Source organism: Serratia sp. PF-27, from assembly GCF_030053255.1.
GTDB lineage: Bacteria > Pseudomonadota > Gammaproteobacteria > Enterobacterales > Enterobacteriaceae > Serratia > Serratia bockelmannii.
Genome location: NZ_JASGBT010000021.1, coordinates 62,699 through 80,970 on the forward strand (window position 1 = coordinate 62,699; position 18,272 = coordinate 80,970).

Consider the following 18,272-nt stretch of genomic DNA (forward strand, 5'->3'; position numbering starts at 1 on the left):
ACGTTCAGGGAAAAGATGCCGATACTTCGTTTATTCCACCCGATGCCCTTCCGTTTGCTAAGCCTGGCCGCGCTGCTGGCGCTGGCGGGCTGTACCAGCAAAACCACCACCACGGCACCGGCGGCGCGCCCCGCCGACGTCAAAGCCCGACTGATGGCGCTGATCCCGGCCAACGCCGGCGATCGGCAGGGCTGGGCTACCGATATTACCGCCGCCTTCGCCGCGCAGGGCATCGAGCCGAGCGATGAGAACCTGTGTTCGGTGCTGGCGGTGACCGAACAGGAGTCGACGTTCCAGGCTAACCCGCAGGTGCCGGGGCTGCCGAAGATCGCTTGGAAGGAGATCGACCGCCGCGCCGATCAGATGCACATCCCGAACTTTTTGGTGCACACCGCATTGAAGATTTCGTCGTCGAACGGCCAGAGCTACAGCAAGCGGCTGGATAAGGTGCGTACCGAGAAGGAGCTGAGCGATATCTTCGATGACATGATCGACCGCGTGCCGATGGGGCAGAAGCTGTTCGGCCATTTAAATCCGGTACATACCGGCGGCCCGATGCAGGTGAGCGTCACCTTCGCCGAGGCGCACGCCAAAGGGTACCCTTATTCGATCGACGGCTCGATTCGCCGCGAAGTCTTCAGCCGGCGCGGCGGTATGTATTTCGGCATTATGCATTTGCTGGGATATCCGGCCGATTACAGCCGGCCGATTTACCGCTTTGCCGACTTCAACGCCGGCTGGTACGCCAGCCGTAACGCGGCGTTCCAAAACGCGGTCAGCCGGGCGAGCGCTATTCCGCTGGCGCTGGACGGCGATCTTATCGACTTCAGCAGCGACAAGCCCGGTTCGACCGAGCTGGCGGTGCGCACGCTCGGCAAGCGCCTGAACATGAGCGACAGCGCCATTCGCCGGGCGCTCGAGAAAGGCGACACGGCCGACTTTGCCGATACCGACCTGTATAAGAAGGTCTATGCGCTGGCGGGCGGCAAGCTGCCGCGCGAGATGCTGCCGGGTATCCAGCTGGAAAGCCCGAAAATCACCCGTAAATTGACCACCGCCTGGTTTGCCAAGCGGGTGGACGAACGCCGCCAGCGCTGCATGGCGCGCGCCGGCGGGTAGCGGCATAAAAAAACGCCGCCGGTTTCCTGAACCACCGGAGGCGCGATCGCGCCTCAGGCGCTGCGGCGCGGGTTGGTCAGGCCGAAGTTAAAGCTGTTGCAACGGTTGCAGAACTCTTTCATCACCGGCGGCGTGTCCATCATCGGCACTTTCACCTCGATAAACGCCAGCCGATCCTGCCGCGAGGCGTGTTCCAGGGCCATTTCCAGCTGCTGCGTGGTTTCCACTGCCACGCTGAACGGCTGCGCCTGGGTATTCAGCACCGCCGGCAGTTTGGCATAGTCCCACGGGCCGATGTCGTTGTAGGACGAGTTTTCGCCGAGGATATAACGCTCGATGGTGTAGCCGTCGTTGTTGATCAGGAAGATGATCGGCTTTTGTTCGCAGCGCAGCAGTGTAGACACTTCCTGCGCGGTGAGTTGGAAGGAGCCGTCGCCGATGAACAGCAGGTGACGGCGCTCCGGCGCTGCCATCAGGGTGCCGAGCAGCGCCGGCAGGGTATAACCGATCGAGCCCCAAATCGGTTGGTTGACCACCTTGACGCCGCCCGGCATACGCATGCCGCCGATGGCGGCGCCTGAGGTGCCGTTTTCCACCACCACCACGTCATCCGCCTGGATGAAGCGTTGGATGCGTCGCCACAGATAGGCCTGGTCGATAGGCGTGTCGCTCGGCGTCGCCAGCTTCTCTCGGGGATCGGCCAGCGGCGATAAACGCTGCGCCGGCGCGTCTTCGCTCAGATCCAGCAGCGCCTGCAGCAGATCTGCCGTCGCCACCGCCGGGTAGGAGGTATTGTCCAGCTTCAGCGAGAACGGCTGGATATCCACCTGAGCGGCGGCGGGAATTTGCTGCGAGAAATAGCCGGTGGTGGAGTCTACCAGACGTACGCCGAAGCTCAGCACACAGTCTGAGTGGGCCATGCGTTCATACAGTTCGGGGCGCGACAGGTTGCCGCTGTAGCCGCCCATCCAACCGGCGGTATCTTCCGGAATAATGCATTTAGCGGTCGGCATATTGGTCAACGGAATGGCAAAGCGATGAGCGACGGCGATAACCTGCTGCTGCAGCTGATAGCGATCCACCATTTGGTCGACCAACATGATCGGACGCTGTGCGCGTTTTATTTTGGTTAACAGCGCCATCGCCGCTAATTGCACATTGTATTTATCGCTGGCCGGCAACTGCGGCGCCGCTGCGGCTGCGGCGACTTCAATTTCGACGTCGCAAATATCGGAAGGCAGCTGTAAATAGACCGGCTTCTTCTCTATCCAGGCGCGGGAAATAACGCGTGGGATTTCCTGCGCGGCATTTTCCGGCGTGATCAGAGCCTGAGCGACGGTGAATTGTTTAAAGCAGTTCATGACGTTGTCGAAATTCCCATCGCCCAGGGTATGGTGCAAGAGCTGATGATTCTTCATCGCATGCAGCGGCGGCGTGCCGGCGATGCAGATAACCGGCGAAGATTCGGCATAGGCCCCGGCGATGCCGGACAGCGCGGCCAGATCGCCGACGCCGTAGGTGACGATCAGCGCGCCGGCGCCTTTCATGCGGGCGTAACCGTCGGCGGCGTAGGAGGCGTTCAATTCATTGCAGTTGCCGATAAACGCCAATCGGTCGTCGCTTTCCAGCAGCTCCAGCAGGCTGAGGTTATAGTCGCCGGGCACGCCGTAAATACGATCGACGTTCAGGGCGTGAAGCTGTTGCAGAATGAATGACCCGATAGTTATTTTCATTGATTGCTCCGGATTATTTATCTTTATTTTGTCAGGCGAAAATCAGCAAAAATAAATTGCTGGCGATGTTGTGTCGTTAGCTTTAACAGTTATTTAAAGCGTCGACTTGTTCAAGATAGGGTTGGCAGCCGAAAAATGGGCGGTTTGTATTCGGCGCTTTACGCGATTGAGTAATACATAAAAAGTAGGGGTATTGCGTATTGGCGTGCGGCGGTATTTTTCCTTGATGGTATATCGACAGAAAAGCGGCGGCGCATTGGCATTTATCGTGATGCAGGGCGAATCATCCGGTACTTTTGACGCCGCGTTAAATCCCATTGAGCGGCGTAACGCTTTTTGCCTGGGAAAGAAAAGCAGAACCTGGCGTAAAGGGGGATTTTGGTGATCCGACGCACGCTTATTTCATGAAACCATCCTGTAACCAACTAAAAACAAAAAATTAACAACAGTCGTTTTTTGTTCGCCAATCTTCGTCAGCTTTGCTTTACGGGGCTGCAGTGCGCGCCACGCCGGGCCGGCATTAAAATGTGCCGTCACGGCGTTAATATAACGTGGTGGTCATCACATTCCGTGGGAAGTGATACGTAAACTTTTCTCTACGTGCGCGCAGATGGCGTATACCTACCAGAGGGGCTGATGTCCCAACGGTGCTGGCCTGTGGGGGAAACTGCGATGAAAAACTATCGACATATTCTGGTACTGATTCATGATGAGCGCGATGGGCTGCCACTGCTGCGTCAAACGGCAGCGATGGTGCGCGGGCTGCCGATCGCCCTCACCGTTGGCCACCTTAACGCCGACTACGCCGAGCTGGAGTACGGCAGCGATGCGCGGGTCAAAGACCGCCAGGCGCAGGAGGTGATCGCCGCCAAGGCGATGCTGAGCCGGCTGGTGAGCGCCGTCGATGCGCCGGTCGCGGTCAAGGAGATCGTCACCATTCGGCGCTTTAAGGACGTGAGCGATTTTATTCACCGGGCCGGCATCGATCTGGTGGTGGTCGGGCACCAAAATCGCCTGTTCGGCCTCTATTCCTCATATTCCCTGGAGTTTGTGAACCGTCTCGATGTCGATGTGTTGGTCAAGCACCTTGCCCGCGAGTAGCATGCGACAAAGCGGACTTTTCCCACGGCTTTGCCGCCCTAAAGGCGATACCATGCGGATATCGGTACAGTTTGTTATGAATTATTGGCAATTTTCCGGTGCTAAGCTTAACCAAAGCACAACGGACGTTGGATAAATTAGATACAGCTTGATCTTGCCTGGGCTATCGGTAAAAATCTGCGGCCGTATTTTTACAGGAGCTTTACGATGTTTCTCAAACGGACTCTTTTGGCATGTTCTCTGGCGTTGATATTTCCTGCACTGCCTTCTTACGCTGAGGTTGGTACAGAAAGTGGCAATACCGCGCAGGCTGAAAAACCGGGTCTATGGCAGCGTTTTACCGATAACGTGGCGGAGACCTGGAACAACTCGCCTAACCACGATCTCTATATTCCGGCCATCACCTGGCACAACCGTTGGACTTACGATGATGAACATATCGATAAGTACAACGAGCGCCCGTGGGGGGCCGGTTACGGTATCTCCCGCTACGACAGCGACGGTGACTGGCACGGCATCTACATCATGGCGTTCAAGGATTCCTTCAACAAGTGGGAGCCGATCGGCGGCTACGCCTACGAGAAGATCTGGCGCCCGCTGGATGACAAGGATTTCCGCCTGGGGCTGGGCTTCACCGCCAGCGTCACCGCGCGTGACAACTGGAAATACATTCCTATCCCGGCACCGCTGCCGCTGGCCTCTATCGGCTATCAGCGGCTGACGTTCCAGGCGACCTACATTCCCGGCACCTATAACAACGGCAACGTGTTCTTCGCCTGGCTGCGCTGGCAGTTCTAAATTTCCTGAATTCCGAAAAACGGCGCGGCGGCGAGATAAAAGGAACTTGTCGCCGCCGGCGGCGTCGGAAGGGTATCCCGGCGCGCTGCGCCGATCGCATGCCGTTATTACAGGAGTTTTACCACTATGATCACCAAACATCGTTTACTGCTGGCCTTGGCGCTGTCCGCTACCCTGGCTAGCGGCGCCACTCAGGCTGCCGGGCTGATGGATTCCCTCAGCAGCGCGGCGGGCGAACTGAGCAAGTCGGGCGGCGACAGCAGCGGCGGCATGTCGCTCTCCTCGCTGACCGGCCTGTTGAACGGTGGCGACAAGGCGTTGAGCTCCAGCAGCATGACCAATGCCGCCGGTATCCTGCAGTACTGTGTGAAAAACAACGTGCTGTCGGCTAACGGTGCCGAAGGGGTGAAAGATCAGCTGCTCAGCAAGCTGGGCATCACCAGCACCGAAAACGCCAAGAGCCAGGATTATCAGCAGGGCCTGGGCGGCTTGCTGCAGACCGGCGAAGGCAAGAGCCTGGATCTGAACAGCCTGGGTACCTCGCAGATCACCGAGAAGGTGAAGCAAAAAGCTTGCGATCTGGTGCTGAAACAGGGCAAATCCTTTATTTCATGATGAACGAACGGCGGAGCGCTCCGCCGTTCTTTTTGCATAAGCTGGAAAAATGAAAAAAACGTTGATGCTTTCCCTGTTGGCAGGGATGACGATGTTGCAGGGGTGTTCCGTGAAATCCAACGATGCGCCGCCACCGCCGCAGGTGAAACCGATCGGCATGGCGAACCCGGCCGACGTGTATTGCACCCAAATCGGCGGCAAGCTGAATGCCAAAGAGAACGCGGCAGGCCAGTATTCCACCTGTACCTTGCCGAGTGGGCAGGAAATTGAAAGTTGGGAACTGTTCCGCCGCGATCACCCGGTGAAAAAGTAACCCTCGCGGCGCCGGCGCTTCCACCCGGCGCCCGATCAGAATTGGCGATCCCCTATCGACTGCAGCTGCAGGCTGCCGTCTTTTTGTAGCGTCAGCGGCATGCGCCAATCGCTCTGTTTATCCAGGTTGAACGGCCGGGAGCGGAACATGCAGCCGGTCTTGATGTTCTTGATTTTCATGACGTGTTCCGCGTCCGCATTGATTTTCACCTCGAAGCTGCCGGCGGGCGGAATAAAGACTTCCGCCAGCTGCTGCGGCGCCGTCGGCGTTTCCAGCTTGACCAGCACCGCGAAATCGTTGCCCTGATTATCCAGCGTCAGCCGATGCAGACCGGTCGCGGGCAGCCTGGTCGGCTGATGCAGATAACCGGCTGAGGCGGGCCACGGTTGGCCGGCATTGTCGTGCAACGGCCCACCGCACTGTTCACGCGCTTCGCGCAGCGGCATTTCGCGCTTTATTGCCCGGTTGTAATCGGCGGGGGCGGCGAGGCTGAATTCATCGTCATACTGGTGGGCGCGCAGATAGCGCTTGGCGCCGAGCACCGCGATGGCGACCAGCATGAAGAACAAAAATATCCTCAGGCGATTTTTAAAAATCAGCCCGAACAGCTTTCCGGGGAGTTGAAACAGCCACCTTGCGATCGTCAATAACATCGTTTTCCCTTTACGCCCAAGCCGTTACGTCTGCGGTAACTTCGCTTGCCACAGTATAGCCAAAGCGTTGCCATCGGGCGGCATACGCCATGAAATTCCCGTTTTTTTACCCCAAACCTTCCTCTAGCAACAACAGCAGCAGGAAGCCGGCAAAGAACATCGCGGTGGCGAACGGTGTCTCTTTCCCGCCCTCATGCGCTTCGACCAGCAACTCCTCGGTCACCAGGTAGAGCAGGGCGATCAGGCCAAAGGCCAAAAAGGCGGTCAGCCAAAATGTGCCCAGCATGGCCACCGGCGCCCCCAGCAGGCCACCGATGGGCAGCAGCAGCGCCAGGCCGACTATCGCCGCCATGGCACGCAGCCGCCTGCCGAGAAAGTCTTTCAAATCGCCGACGATCGATAATCCGAGGAACAGCACTTCCAGCGTTAACGCCAGCGTCAACAGCAGGCCGGCTTTGGCGCCGGCCGCGAAGGCAATGCCCAGCACCAGCCCATCGATAAAGATATCGACGCCGACCGCGGCGATAAAACCGACCGGCCCCTGCGCTTTTTCACCCAGCCGCCGAACCAGCAGCATTAACAGCACCCCCGCAGCGCCGCCCAGCAACACCGCCACAGGCGACTGCTGCTTGAGATCGGGCAGGATTTCGGTGGCGGTGGCGGCGAAAACGATGCCGGCGGTAAAGTGATGGATGACGCGCATTGCGGCGTCACCGGGGCGGCGATAGAGCGCCACCGCTGCGCCGACGACGGTGGCTGCGGCGGGAAACAGCGTATAAAGCACGGCGGAGGTCATCGCGTCATATTCCCTTATTGGTGATGTCGCTTTGAGTCTAGACGAGCGCCGCCGCTTAGGCGTGGCGAAAAAAGTGATTGTTCGATTGTGTACGTTTATGTACATTTGTGATCACTTTAGCGCCGCCGGATCCATGCGATGTCCAAACTGTTACCGAATGAACGCCACCAGGCCATTCTCGACACGCTTCGCCAACAGGGGCGGGTACTTGCCCTGGAGATGGCGCAGCGGCTGAATACTACCGAAGCCACCATCCGCCGCGATCTGCGCCAGCTGGCGGCGCAGAACCTGTGCAAACGTATCTATGGCGGTGCGCTGGCGCCGACGCCGGCCGAAGGCCCCGTTGCGGCGCGCATGGCGCTCAGCGGCGATGAGAAACTGGCGCTGGCGCAGACCGCGCTGAGGGTGATCGGCGAAGAACAGCTGATTTTCCTCGATGCCGGCAGCACCCACCTGCATTTGGCGGAGCTGTTGCCGCGCGATCGGCGTTTGACGGTGGTGACCAATGCGTTGAGTATCGCCGGTAAAATGCTGGAGCGGCCGGGGATCCGCACCATCCTGATCGGCGGCGAGCTGGATGCGCAGGTCGGTGGCTGCGTGGACGCCAAGGCGGCGGAAGAGATCGACGGTTTCCATTTCGATCTGGTGTTCACCGGCATCTGCGCCTACGACCCGGCCGGCGGTTTTTCGGCGCTGAACTATCAGGACGCCACGTTCAAAAAGCGGTTGCTGACGCGCGCCGGCAGCGTGGCGGTGCTGTGTACCCGCGACAAACTCAATACCTATGCCCCTTACCCCTTCCTGCCCGCCGGGCGGGTGGATCATCTGGTGACGGCGCGCGGCGCGCACCCGCAGCTCGAGCTGCAGGTGGCGCAGGGCGGCGGCCAGGTCTGGCACAGCGATTTATCGACCGGAGAATGATGATGAAAATTGCCCATGTTGCCCTGTGGAGCCAGGACATCGACGCGCAGCTGGCGTTCTGGCAGCGCTATTTCAACGGTGAAGCGGGGGAGGAGTATGTCAGCCGCAACCGGCCGGGGTTCGTTTCACGTTTCGTCAGCCTGGCGGCCGGGCCGTCGCTGGAGATCATGCGCGTGCCGACGCTGTTGCCGGCGCAGGCGCAGGAGCAGGAGGAGCGGGTCGGTTGGGCGCACATCGCGCTGTCGCTGGGGGATGAGCGGCAGGTCGATAGGTTGGCGCAGCGCGCACAGCAGGAGGGCATTTTGCTGTCCGCGCCGCGCTGGACCGGCGACGGCTTCTATGAGGCCGTCATTCGCGATCCGGACGGCAATGCGATCGAAATTACCGCCTGATCACTCTTCTTCGATGCTGGCGAACTGCTCACCCAGATAGTCGAGCAGCAGCCGCACCGCCGGCAGCAGGCCGCGGCGCGACGGGTAGACTGCGTGCACCACGCCGCCCTGCGGCTGCCAGCCCGGCAACAGTTGCACCAGCTCGCCGCGCAGCATGTCGTCGCGCATCATCATCGCCGGTAGCTGAACGATGCCGGCGCCGGCGATGGCGGCGGTGCGCAGCATCAGCATGTCGTCGGTGACCAGCCGCGGCGTGTGTTCCCACTCTACCCGTTCACCCTGTGGGCCGGTCAACCGCCATTGGTGCTGACCGCGCGCCGGGCCGAGATCGAGCGTCGGGTATTTACGCAGGTCTTCCGGCGTGTGCGCCGGCCCGAGGGTGCGCACCAGCGCCGGGCTGGCGGCGACGCACCAGGTGCGCTGCGCCAGGATCTTCAGCACCAGATCGCTGTCTTCCAGCGGCGGCGGCCGCACGCGGATCGCCAGATCCAGCCCTTCCCCCACCACGTCCACCCGGCGGTTGGTGGCTTCCAGATGTACCGTCACCTTGGGGTAATCGGCCATAAAAGCCGCCACCATGCTGCCGACGCGGGTGTGCAAGATCGCCACCGGGCAGGACATGCGCACCGTGCCGCAGGGCTCGGCGCGGGTCTGCTCGATCGCTTGCTGCGCCGCTTCCGCTTCCACCAACATCGCCTTGCAGTGTGCGTAATAGGTTTGGCCGACCTCGGTCACCGAGAAACGCCGCGTCGAGCGCTGGATCAGGCGCACGCCCAACCGCTCCTCTAGCAGCGCCACGCGGCGGCTGAGCTTGGATTTGGGAATGCCCAGCGCCCGGCCGGCGGGGGCGAATCCCTGGTGATCGACCACGCTGGCGAAGAAAAACAGATCGTTCAGGTCGGTCAGCATCGTATCCCTTATCGTTCTATCAGTAGAACGCTGAGTGTACATCTTGCCTACTACTGCAGCAAACCCCGGCGGATTAAACTTCTGACATCAACTTAAGGCCGTGAGGTCTGAAACGGGAGTTCAAGATGAAAAAAATCCTCGGTATTCACAACAGCCCGGAAGCACATTGGGTCGGTAACGGTTTCCTGGTGAATTCGCTGTTCTCTTATAACGATTTGGGGGCGGAAATGAGCCCGTTCCTGCTGCTGGATCACGCAGCGCCCACCAAATTCCGCTCCGCCTCCGGCACCCGTGGCGTAGGTCAGCACCCGCATCGCGGGTTTGAAACGGTGACCATCGTCTATCAGGGCGAAGTGGAACACCGCGACTCGACCGGCAGCGGTGGGGTGATTGGCCCCGGCGACGTCCAGTGGATGACCGCCGCCTCTGGCATTCTGCACGAAGAGTTCCATTCTCGGGACTTCTCGCGCAAGGGCGGCACCATGGAAATGGTGCAGCTGTGGGTCAACCTGCCGGCCAAGGACAAAATGGCCGAGCCGGGTTACCAGACGCTGCTGAACGCCGATATTCCGGTGGTTCCGCTGGCGGACGGCGCCGGGCAGGTGCGGGTGATTGCCGGTGACTTTGGCGGCCACGCCGGCCCGGCACGCACTTTCAGCCCGCTCAACGTGTGGGACATGAAGCTGAATGCCGGCCATACCACCACGCTGACGGTGAAAGAAGGCCATACGCTGGCGCTGGTGATGTTGCACGGTGCGATCCTGGTCAACGGCGAAGACGTGGTGCGCGAAACCCAAATGGTGCGTTTCGACCGGGCGGGGGATTCGATCACCATCGAAGCTAACAATGACGTCGCACTGCTGGTGCTGAGCGGCGAACCGATCGATGAGTCTATCGTCGGCTACGGCCCGTTCGTCATGAACAGCGACGCGGAAATCCAGCAGGCGTTCCGCGATTTCAACAGCGGTAAGTTCGGCAGCATGAACGCCGAAGCGAGCGCCGGTTGAACTTTGGCGCCTGGGGCGGGCCGTGTTCCCCGGCTCAGGCGCTACACTTAAACCTCAACGCCCCGCCGCCAGGCGGGGCGTTTCATCCGCAACATCAACCCCACAGGAGTAAAACCATGACTGCAAACTACAAGCGCCTCGACAAAGACCAGGCCGCCGTATTGCTGGTGGATCATCAGGCAGGGCTGCTTTCGCTGGTGCGTGATATCGATCCCGATCGGTTTAAAAACAACGTGCTGGCGCTGGGTGATTTAGCGAAATACTTCAACCTGCCGACCATTCTTACCACCAGTTTCGAAAACGGTCCCAACGGACCGCTGGTGCCGGAACTGAAAGCCCAATTCCCCGATGCTCCCTTCATTCCTCGCCCTGGCCAGATCAACGCCTGGGACAACGACGACTTCGTCAAGGCAGTAAAAGCCACCGGCCGCAAGCAACTGATCATCGCCGGCGTAGTAACCGAAGTGTGCGTGGCATTCCCGGCGCTGTCGGCGCTCAATGAAGGTTTCGAGGTCTTTGTGGTGACCGACGCCTCCGGCACCTTCAATGAGTTGACGCGTCAGTCGGCCTGGAGCCGCATGGAGGCCGCCGGCGCGCAGTTGATGACCTGGTTCGGCGTCGCCTGCGAGCTGCACCGCGACTGGCGCAATGACATCGAAGGGCTGGGCGCGCTGTTCTCCAACCATATCCCGGACTACCGCAATCTGATGACCAGCTACAACACGCTGACGAACGGCAAGTAACGCGACGGCCCTTTACCCAACCTTTCGCCTTTCATCACGTTAGACGCGGGATGTAAGCAAAACGTAGCGGGGCGAAAAGGTAGCGAAAAGCGGCTTTCTCATGGGCCGGGGGCGGGGTAGCGTAATCCCGAACCCGGCAAATGAGGCTAATTCAATGAAACAAGCAATCAAGATCCTGGCGCTGCCCTGCATGGGCATGGCGCTGTTGTTCAGCGCGAGCGCGATGTCGGCCCCCGAGGCGCCTGCGGCCAAAGCGTTGCCGCCTGTGGCGGATGAACCGATGCGCATGCCGCCTTTCCCGGGCGGGCACCCGCCCAAGCCGGGGTTCTGCCACGGCGGCGAGCTGTTCTGCGCCACCTCGGCCAGCGACAATCCGGTGGAAACCATCAACAAACTGACGGCGGTGATCCCGGCGGGCAGCGCCAAACATTACGAAGTTCGCGTCGCGGTGGTGGCGGTGCCTGACGCACCGCCCGCGCCTTAACACGCCCTGTCATCCCGCTCTGGCCTGGGCGCGCTAGGCGCGTTAGGCTAAGGCGAGCGTTTTTCGGGAGGCGGGATGACCCCTTTATCACATCTGCCTTATCTCCAGCCCGGCGATCGCGCGCTGTTGTTCGACGGCGAATGTAATCTGTGTCACGGGCTGGTGAGATACCTTATTCGCGCCGATCGGCAGCGGCGCATTCTATTGGCGACGGTGCAATCCGTCGAAGGGCAGGCGATCCTGCAGGCGCTGGGATTGCCGACCAATCGTTTCGATTCCGTGGTCTATGTTGAGCAGGGGCGCTGTTGGCTACGTTCGGCGGCGTTGTTTCAGGCGCTGCGTCAAGTGGGGTGGCCGTACCGCGTACTGGCGCTGGCGCGTTACCTGCCGCCGCGACTGGCGGACAAGGTCTATGATGCGGTCGCCGGCAATCGCTACCGGCTGTTTGGCCGCAACGACGGCACCGGCCTGCCGGGCACCGATCAGCCCGGGCGTTATCTGCCCCGGCGGCAGGAACCGCCGGCCTGAGCTTTACGCTTCTTTACCATCCAACCGCTTGAAATATCAACACTCCAGCTCCATATAATGGAACGTTCAGCCAACAAGGAGCGCGTATGGGAATCAGTGAAGAAGAGCACATCCGCCGTTTGACCCAGGAGAAGAACGACATGGGCAATACGGCGAAATGGGTGGCGATCGTTTCCGCCGTGTACTTTGCCTTGATGGTGTTTTACGGCCACCCGACCGGCGTGTTGGCGATGTCGGGCGCGGTGTTCATCGTGTCTACCACCACCTGGTTGAAAAAGCGTCAGAAGGTCAAATCTTACCGCATGGCGTTGGCCAAAATCAGCGACGATCAACCCTGATAGTCGCCGCGCTTTAGCGTATACACCAGGCTCGGCGCTGCGCCGGGCACGTCATCCAGCGTATCTACCCGCCGTAAACCGACCTTTTCCAATACTCGCCACGAGGCCTGATTCTCCGCACGTACAATGGCGGAAATCTCCTCCAGCGCCAATCCGACAAAACCGTATTGCAGCGAAGCCCGCGCCATCTCGGTGGCCAATCCCATGCCCCAGACGCGAGTATCGAAGCGATAGCCGAGGTTCACGGTGCGGTGCGCCCCGAGCGCTTTCCGGGACAATCCGCCAAAGCCGATAATCCAATCCGGCCGTTCGCGCAGAGCGATCGCCCAGGAACCGTAACCGTGTTGTTGCCACCCGGCAATCCTCTCGTGCAGCACCGATGCGGCCTGCGCTTCGCTGGTGAGTGGGCCGGCGGGATTGAAACGCTGCGTTTGCGGATCGCCAAAGATGGCGTAGAAACGTGCGAGGTCCGCCATTACCGGTGGGCGCATCTGCAGGCGTTCGCTGAAGAAAGGGGTGGCAGGATTAAAGCTTGTCATCGTTTCTCTCCGCTGGATAAATGAACAGTGTTCACTGTAGACCAGATTGGCGAAACGGGAAATCCCCCTCTGCGGGTGAGAGGGGGAGAGGGCATTACAGGAAGGAGTCGTCGTCGTCGCTGTAATCGTCGTCGGCGTAGTCCGTGTCGTCCTGATAGTTGGCGTTCTGGAAGCCGTTGTCCTGGTTCAGGAAGCTGCCACCGTCGCCGTTGTTGAAGGTATCAAGGTTGTTGGAGGCGTCGAAATTGCGCATCGTGCTGTCGTCCAGCGGCGCCGGGGTTTCTTCGATAATATTCACGATTTCCTGCGGCTGCGAATGGCGGAACATGCCGGTCAGCATGTCGGCCAATACCACGCCGCCGGCGACGCCCGCTGCCGTTTGCAAGGCGCCGCCCAGGAAGCCGCCGGCACGTGAAGGCGCCGCCTGCTGCGGTTGGGCATAGGCCGGTTGCTGAGGCTGTTGCTGCGCGTTGTTCCAGGCCGCCGTATTTTGCTGCTGCGCCTGATACTGTTCGCGCGGGCTTGGCGTGCGGCTGCCGCCGCCAAACAGACCGGCCAGGAAACCGCCGCTGCTTTGCTGGCCGTGGGCGGTTTGCTGCAGCTGCGCGACCTGGGCTTCCAGATCTTTGACCCGCTGGTCCATCTGCTTGAGCGCTGCTTCCTGAATGATCATCGCCTGCGCCATGTAATAAGGGGCGGAAGGCTGCTCGCGAATATGCTGGTTGATTTGCTGCTCTGCCTGGAGATCCCGTGGGCCCGTCTTGGTCTCGGCTTCTTTCAGGCGGCCAAACAGACCATCGATAAGGCGTTGTTCTTCGGATTGCATAGGCGTACCTCGGGAGATAAATAACGTTGCTGGATGATGACTATCATCGGTAACAATCACCCTAGCGCGTTTACATGAACCAATAAATAAATGGCGGGTAAACCTGCCTATGAATTTGTTACCAATTGCGGCAGCGGGATCAGCATCACCAGCTTCAGACCGGCGTGCTCCGCCGGATGGAAGGTGAGTTGGCGATAGCGCAGTGCGCCTTGCTGAGGATGTTCGAACGCTCTTTCGCCGCCTTCGCGCGCCATCACGTCATGCTGCTTCCACCAGTGATTAAAGTCCGCGCTGTTGTGCGTCATGTTGCGCACGAAGGCGCGCATCTCTTCGGTATTTTGATGATGGCTGGTCTCGGCGCGAAACTCGGCCACCACGCGGCGAGCGCGTTCCTCCCAATCGCTGACCAGCGTTTTCGCCAACGGGTGGAAGAACATGAAGTGCAGCAGGTTGGGGCTGTTGGCCACATCCAGCCAGCCGCGGAACAGCGCCGCCGCCTGCGGGTTCCAGGCGACGACGTTCCAGGTCACGTCCAGCAGATAGCAGGGCACCGTCATCTGATGCACGCTCTGCAGCACCGCGTCGTTGGCGGTTTCGCGGTGCGCTTCCTGCTCGGGATCGGCGATGCGCGCCAGGGTAAACAGGTAGTGGCGTTCGGCCGGGCCGAGCCGCAGCGCTTTGGCTATGCGTGCCAGCGTATAGGGGGAAATAGACACCTCGCGGCCCTGTTCGATCCAGGTATACCAGGTGGCGCTGATGCCGCTGATTTGCGCCAGTTCTTCGCGGCGCAGGCCGCTGGTGCGGCGGCGCGAAGAGCTAGGCAGGCCGATCATTTCCGGCGTGATGCGTTCGCGGTGCGCGCGCAGAAATGCGCCGAGGGCTTTTGGCCCGGATAAGGCTTCTGATGACATAGCGTGGTACCTATTTATACCAGGATAACTGCTCATATTGTACCCGTATAGTAGCCTGATTATAGTAGCCGAAAAGCCTTCAGGCACAGGCGCAAGCCGGATAATAACGGGAGCAAACATGAGCAACAGCAACAGCCACAAAAACGCGGTAGACCGGCAGTTCGGCGAGCAGGCCAACGCCTACTTAACCAGCGCGGTACATGCGCAGGGCAAGGATTTGCAACGCCTCGCGCAGTTACTGGCGCCGCATGCCGACGCGCGTCTGCTCGATTTGGGCTGCGGCGCCGGGCATGCCAGCTTCACCGCGGCGGCCAGGGTGGCGCAGGTGGTGGCCTACGATCTGTCGGCGCAAATGCTGGCGGTGGTGAAGCAGGCGGCGGCGGAAAAAGGCCTGGGTAACATTCAGCTGCAGCAAGGCGTGGCGGAGTCTTTGCCGTTTGAGGACGCCAGCTTCGATCTGGTCATCAGCCGCTATTCGGCGCACCACTGGCACGATGTCGGCCAGGCGCTGCGTGAGGTCAGGCGGGTGCTCAAACCGGGCGGCAGAGCGATCTTTATGGACGTGGTCTCGCCGGGGCATCCGCTGCTGGATATCTACCTGCAAACCGTGGAAGTGCTGCGTGATACCTCGCATGTGCGCAACTATGCGCCAGGCGAGTGGCTGGCGTTATTGACCGAAGCCGGGCTGGTGGTGCGTGAGGTGACGTCGGATCGATTGATGCTGGAGTTCGACAGCTGGGTGGCGCGCATGCGCACCCCGGCGCATTTCGTCACCGCGATCCGCGCGCTGCAGCAAAGCGTGTCGCAAGAGGTGGCGGAGCATTTCGCGATTCAGCTGGATGGCTCCTTTACCAGCGATATCATGATGTTTGAAGTGACGAAGGGCTGAAAGCAACGGGGCAGCCGATGAAGGCTGCCCCGTGAAACGCGATCGACTGCGATACGCTTATTTTTTGTCTTCCAGCAGGCAGCGGTAGATCAGGCCGCCGATAATGCCGCCGACCAGCGGCACCAGCCAGAACACCCACAGCTGCTGCAGCGCCCAGGTGCCCTGGAAGATCGCTACGCCGGTGCTGCGCGCCGGGTTAACGGAGGTGTTGGTCACCGGGATGCTGATCAGGTGGATCAGCGTCAGCGTCAGGCCGATCGCCAGCGGGGCAAAGCCTGCCGGCGCGCGCTTGTCGGTTACGCCATGAATAACGATCAGGAAGAAGGCCGTCAGCACCAGCTCAATCACGATGGCTGATTGCAGAGAATAACCGCCCGGGGAGTGTTCGCCGTAACCGTTGGAGGCGAAACCGCCCACGGTGGCGTCGAAACCGGCTTTGCCGCTGGCGATCAGATACAGCACCGCCGCTGCGGCGATACCGCCGATCACCTGTGCGATCACGTAAGGGATCACGTCTTTCGCCGCGAAACGGCCGCCGGCGAATAAGCCGACGGTGATCGCCGGGTTAAAGTGCCCGCCGGAAATATGGCCGACGGCATAGGCCATCGTCACCACGGTCAGACCGAAAGCGAGCGCGACGCCGAGGAAACCAATACCCAGTTGTGGGAATGCCGCTGCTAATACTGCGCTACCACAACCACCAAACACCAACCAAAATGTGCCAAAAAATTCAGCAAAAAGTCGCTTTGACATAGATTCCATCCTGCGGAATTGACTAACGGGCGTTAGCACTAAAAACTATAGAACAGCTTTTTCAGTTCATGCAGATATTCTATAGAATTTTCTTAATGCACCTTGAATAACGGCGGTATTAAATCCCTGGTATTTTATTTTGTCTATGAGAAAAACACCGTTTTTCGCCGTGTTGACGCGCGTTTGCCGATTTTTTTATCTTTGTTATCAGAATTTACCCTAAGCAAAATGACGGGTTATTTCCGGGCGGTTTTTTCCAGCGGTTTTCTCCATTCAATACGCTCAGGTTAATTGCTAATTTCTATTTGCCAGCCAGCCTTATTGCCTGATGTGCATTTGACGAATTGCCTATTGTCATCTAAGTGTCATGCTAAATTAATATCGTCTTCTGCCTGACAACGCTTCATTTAACCTCGGGTAACAAATATGAAAATAAAATCGCTCTCCCTGCTGTTGGCTTCACTGTTTCCTGTATTGGCCCACGCTGCCGACATTGAGGTGGCGCGTTATGTGGTCGGCTTCCCCGGTGGGGAACGCGTCGCCTATCAGGGGGCGTTCGCCAAGCATTTCCCGCAGGGGTTGCCGGTGGGGATCGGCTCCGGGTTGATGTTCAACAAGAAGCAGGGCGACGATTTGGTGCTGACGACGCTGACCGATCGCGGCCCGAATGCCGATGCCCCGGCGGTAGGCAAGCAAGAGGCCAAGATTTTCGCCAATCCGCAATTCACGCCTCTGTTGATGGACATTCGTATCGGCGGCGGCAAGGCCGTGGCCGAGAATGCGCGGCCCTTGCATGACGAAAAAGGGCCGATTAGCGGGCTGCCGCTGCCGAGTGAGCTGATTGGTTCCACGAACGAAGTGGCGTTGAACGACGCGCTGCAACCGCTGTCCGGCGATCGCCGCGGGTTGGATACCGAAGGCATCATCGGTGACGGTAACGGCGGTTATTGGCTGTGCGATGAGTACGGCCCGTTTCTGATCCATGTCGACGGCAAAGGTAAAATCCTCGCCAAATATGGCCCAACGCCGCAGGCCGGCGAGCAGGCGGTGGCGAGCGGGTTACCGAACATCCTGAAGTGGCGCCAGCCTAACCGCGGTTTTGAGGGGCTGACCCGGATGCCGGATGGGCGCATTCTGGCGGCGGTGCAGAGCACGCTGGATGTCGACGGCAAAAGCAAAAACAAGGCGCAGTTTACCCGGCTGGTGAGCTTCGATCCGCGCAGTGGCAAAACCGCGATGTACGGCTATCCCATCGATATCGACAGCTATAAAAAAGCCAAAGACGCCAAAATTGGCGATGTCGTGGCGTTGGACAACCAGCGCATCCTGTTGATTGAACAGGGAACCGGTAAAGAAAAGACGATGATCAACAAGATCTATCTGGTGGATCTCGCGCAGGCCAGCGATCTGAGCGCGTTTGACGGCCAGGGTAAAGCGCTGGAGTTCGATGATGCGAAAGATCTGGCTAAACGCGGCGTGAAGCTGGCGCAGAAACGGGAAGTGGCGGATCTGCGTCAGTTGGGTTGGCGCCAGGAGAAAGCGGAAGGGTTGGCGCTGATCGACGATCGCACGCTGGCGGTGATCAATGACAACGATTTCGGCTTGCAGGCCAAGCTGGTGGATGCGTCGCCAAAGAGCAAGAAAATCGGTGACTATCAGCTGGAGAAAGGAGGGCGGCTGAGCCTCGAAGGCGACAAAACCGACGCCCGCATCGAATTGCGCCCTCTGGAGCAGCCGGAATCGCTGAGTGAGCTGTGGGTGCTCACCTTGCCGCAACCCTTGAAGTGACCGAGATAGGGGGGCGATAGCGCCCCCGTCAGACCGTTGACAAAGGAGGAAAAAACGTGGTTTTTCCTCCTTTGTGGCCATCAGCCGAAAATCAATAAATTGATTTTCCTTGTTTT

The 18,272-nt window shown here is 59.6% G+C and carries 22 protein-coding genes; 14 read left to right on the forward strand and 8 right to left on the reverse strand.

Features of this window, described 5'->3' with window-relative positions; all coding sequences use genetic code 11:
* Positions 1-15: 15 nt before the first annotated feature.
* Positions 16-1,119 (forward strand): DUF1615 domain-containing protein, encoded by a 1,104-nt coding sequence (locus QMZ29_RS15345; RefSeq protein ID WP_282980835.1) that lies wholly within the window; start codon positions 16-18, stop codon positions 1,117-1,119.
* Positions 1,120-1,172: 53 nt separating this feature from the next.
* Here QMZ29_RS15345 and QMZ29_RS15350 read toward each other — a convergent pair whose 3' ends face one another.
* Positions 1,173-2,852 carry an alpha-keto acid decarboxylase family protein gene (locus tag QMZ29_RS15350; RefSeq protein ID WP_261425543.1) on the reverse strand — a complete coding sequence of 560 codons (1,680 nt, stop codon included), beginning with the start codon at positions 2,850-2,852 and terminating at the stop codon, positions 1,173-1,175.
* A 672-nt stretch (positions 2,853-3,524) separates the two neighbouring features.
* Between QMZ29_RS15350 and QMZ29_RS15355 the strand changes: the two genes are divergently transcribed.
* The 4 genes from QMZ29_RS15355 to QMZ29_RS15370 all read left to right on the forward strand — a co-directional run bounded on the left by QMZ29_RS15355 (position 3,525) and on the right by QMZ29_RS15370 (position 5,679).
* Positions 3,525-3,953: an adenine nucleotide alpha hydrolase family protein gene (locus QMZ29_RS15355; protein ID WP_060432529.1), complete on the forward strand. Its 429-nt coding sequence runs from the start codon at positions 3,525-3,527 to the stop codon at positions 3,951-3,953.
* A 207-nt stretch (positions 3,954-4,160) separates the two neighbouring features.
* On the forward strand, positions 4,161-4,751 hold the full coding sequence (pagP, locus tag QMZ29_RS15360; RefSeq protein ID WP_025301698.1) for a lipid IV(A) palmitoyltransferase PagP: 591 nt from the start codon (positions 4,161-4,163) through the stop codon (positions 4,749-4,751).
* Between the two features lie 126 nt (positions 4,752-4,877).
* Positions 4,878-5,366 carry a YjjA family protein gene (locus tag QMZ29_RS15365; protein ID WP_015376789.1) on the forward strand — a complete coding sequence of 163 codons (489 nt, stop codon included), beginning with the start codon at positions 4,878-4,880 and terminating at the stop codon, positions 5,364-5,366.
* Positions 5,367-5,415: 49 nt separating this feature from the next.
* Positions 5,416-5,679: a putative hemolysin gene (locus tag QMZ29_RS15370; RefSeq protein ID WP_004940597.1), complete on the forward strand. Its 264-nt coding sequence runs from the start codon at positions 5,416-5,418 to the stop codon at positions 5,677-5,679.
* Between the two features lie 35 nt (positions 5,680-5,714).
* Here the strand turns inward: QMZ29_RS15370 and QMZ29_RS15375 are convergent, their stop codons facing one another.
* Positions 5,715-6,332 carry a hypothetical protein gene (locus QMZ29_RS15375; protein WP_197811589.1) on the reverse strand — a complete coding sequence of 206 codons (618 nt, stop codon included), beginning with the start codon at positions 6,330-6,332 and terminating at the stop codon, positions 5,715-5,717.
* Positions 6,333-6,438: 106 nt separating this feature from the next.
* On the reverse strand, positions 6,439-7,128 hold the full coding sequence (locus QMZ29_RS15380) for a ZIP family metal transporter (protein ID WP_060432530.1): 690 nt from the start codon (positions 7,126-7,128) through the stop codon (positions 6,439-6,441).
* A gap of 138 nt (positions 7,129-7,266) precedes the next feature.
* Between QMZ29_RS15380 and QMZ29_RS15385 the strand changes: the two genes are divergently transcribed.
* Both QMZ29_RS15385 and QMZ29_RS15390 read left to right on the forward strand, forming a co-directional pair.
* Positions 7,267-8,049, forward strand: a complete 783-nt coding sequence (locus tag QMZ29_RS15385) for a DeoR/GlpR family DNA-binding transcription regulator (protein WP_060432531.1) — start codon at positions 7,267-7,269, stop codon at positions 8,047-8,049.
* A gap of 2 nt (positions 8,050-8,051) precedes the next feature.
* On the forward strand, positions 8,052-8,441 hold the full coding sequence (locus tag QMZ29_RS15390; RefSeq protein ID WP_060432532.1) for a VOC family protein: 390 nt from the start codon (positions 8,052-8,054) through the stop codon (positions 8,439-8,441).
* Here the strand turns inward: QMZ29_RS15390 and QMZ29_RS15395 are convergent, their stop codons facing one another.
* Positions 8,442-9,350, reverse strand: coding sequence for a LysR family transcriptional regulator (locus QMZ29_RS15395; protein ID WP_033634044.1), 909 nt, complete (start codon positions 9,348-9,350; stop codon positions 8,442-8,444).
* Between the two features lie 125 nt (positions 9,351-9,475).
* Here QMZ29_RS15395 and QMZ29_RS15400 point away from each other — a divergent pair, with 125 nt between their 5' ends.
* From QMZ29_RS15400 to QMZ29_RS15420, 5 genes are all read left to right on the forward strand, one after another.
* Complete coding sequence (locus tag QMZ29_RS15400) at positions 9,476-10,357, forward strand: pirin family protein (protein ID WP_147823619.1); 882 nt, start codon at positions 9,476-9,478, stop codon at positions 10,355-10,357.
* A 116-nt stretch (positions 10,358-10,473) separates the two neighbouring features.
* Positions 10,474-11,100: an isochorismate family cysteine hydrolase YcaC gene (gene ycaC, locus QMZ29_RS15405; RefSeq protein ID WP_025301704.1), complete on the forward strand. Its 627-nt coding sequence runs from the start codon at positions 10,474-10,476 to the stop codon at positions 11,098-11,100.
* A 154-nt stretch (positions 11,101-11,254) separates the two neighbouring features.
* On the forward strand, positions 11,255-11,584 hold the full coding sequence (locus QMZ29_RS15410) for a hypothetical protein (protein ID WP_025301705.1): 330 nt from the start codon (positions 11,255-11,257) through the stop codon (positions 11,582-11,584).
* A 75-nt stretch (positions 11,585-11,659) separates the two neighbouring features.
* Positions 11,660-12,112, forward strand: coding sequence for a thiol-disulfide oxidoreductase DCC family protein (locus tag QMZ29_RS15415; RefSeq protein WP_261425537.1), 453 nt, complete (start codon positions 11,660-11,662; stop codon positions 12,110-12,112).
* 86 nt (positions 12,113-12,198) lie between these two features.
* A complete protein-coding gene (locus QMZ29_RS15420; RefSeq protein ID WP_025301707.1) occupies positions 12,199-12,450 on the forward strand; it encodes a hypothetical protein in 252 nt (83 codons plus the stop codon).
* On the opposite strand, the gene QMZ29_RS15425 is transcribed toward QMZ29_RS15420, so the two are convergent.
* The 3 genes from QMZ29_RS15425 to QMZ29_RS15435 all read right to left on the reverse strand — a co-directional run bounded on the left by QMZ29_RS15425 (position 12,441) and on the right by QMZ29_RS15435 (position 14,726).
* Entirely contained in the window at positions 12,441-12,989 is a 549-nt protein-coding gene (locus tag QMZ29_RS15425) for a GNAT family N-acetyltransferase (protein ID WP_127146274.1), read from the reverse strand. The two genes, QMZ29_RS15420 and QMZ29_RS15425, sit on opposite strands and share 10 nt — an antisense overlap.
* 94 nt (positions 12,990-13,083) lie before the next feature.
* Positions 13,084-13,815, reverse strand: coding sequence for a DUF2076 domain-containing protein (locus tag QMZ29_RS15430; protein ID WP_127146273.1), 732 nt, complete (start codon positions 13,813-13,815; stop codon positions 13,084-13,086).
* A 107-nt stretch (positions 13,816-13,922) separates the two neighbouring features.
* Positions 13,923-14,726 (reverse strand): helix-turn-helix transcriptional regulator, encoded by an 804-nt coding sequence (locus QMZ29_RS15435; RefSeq protein ID WP_025301710.1) that lies wholly within the window; start codon positions 14,724-14,726, stop codon positions 13,923-13,925.
* Positions 14,727-14,844: 118 nt separating this feature from the next.
* On the opposite strand from QMZ29_RS15435, the gene QMZ29_RS15440 reads away from it, so the two are divergent.
* On the forward strand, positions 14,845-15,615 hold the full coding sequence (locus tag QMZ29_RS15440) for a class I SAM-dependent methyltransferase (RefSeq protein ID WP_049295122.1): 771 nt from the start codon (positions 14,845-14,847) through the stop codon (positions 15,613-15,615).
* Between the two features lie 57 nt (positions 15,616-15,672).
* Here QMZ29_RS15440 and aqpZ read toward each other — a convergent pair whose 3' ends face one another.
* Positions 15,673-16,368 carry an aquaporin Z gene (gene aqpZ, locus QMZ29_RS15445; RefSeq protein WP_261425533.1) on the reverse strand — a complete coding sequence of 232 codons (696 nt, stop codon included), beginning with the start codon at positions 16,366-16,368 and terminating at the stop codon, positions 15,673-15,675.
* A 426-nt stretch (positions 16,369-16,794) separates the two neighbouring features.
* Here aqpZ and QMZ29_RS15450 point away from each other — a divergent pair, with 426 nt between their 5' ends.
* Positions 16,795-18,156, forward strand: a complete 1,362-nt coding sequence (locus QMZ29_RS15450) for an esterase-like activity of phytase family protein (protein ID WP_043135586.1) — start codon at positions 16,795-16,797, stop codon at positions 18,154-18,156.
* Positions 18,157-18,272: the final 116 nt, after the last annotated feature.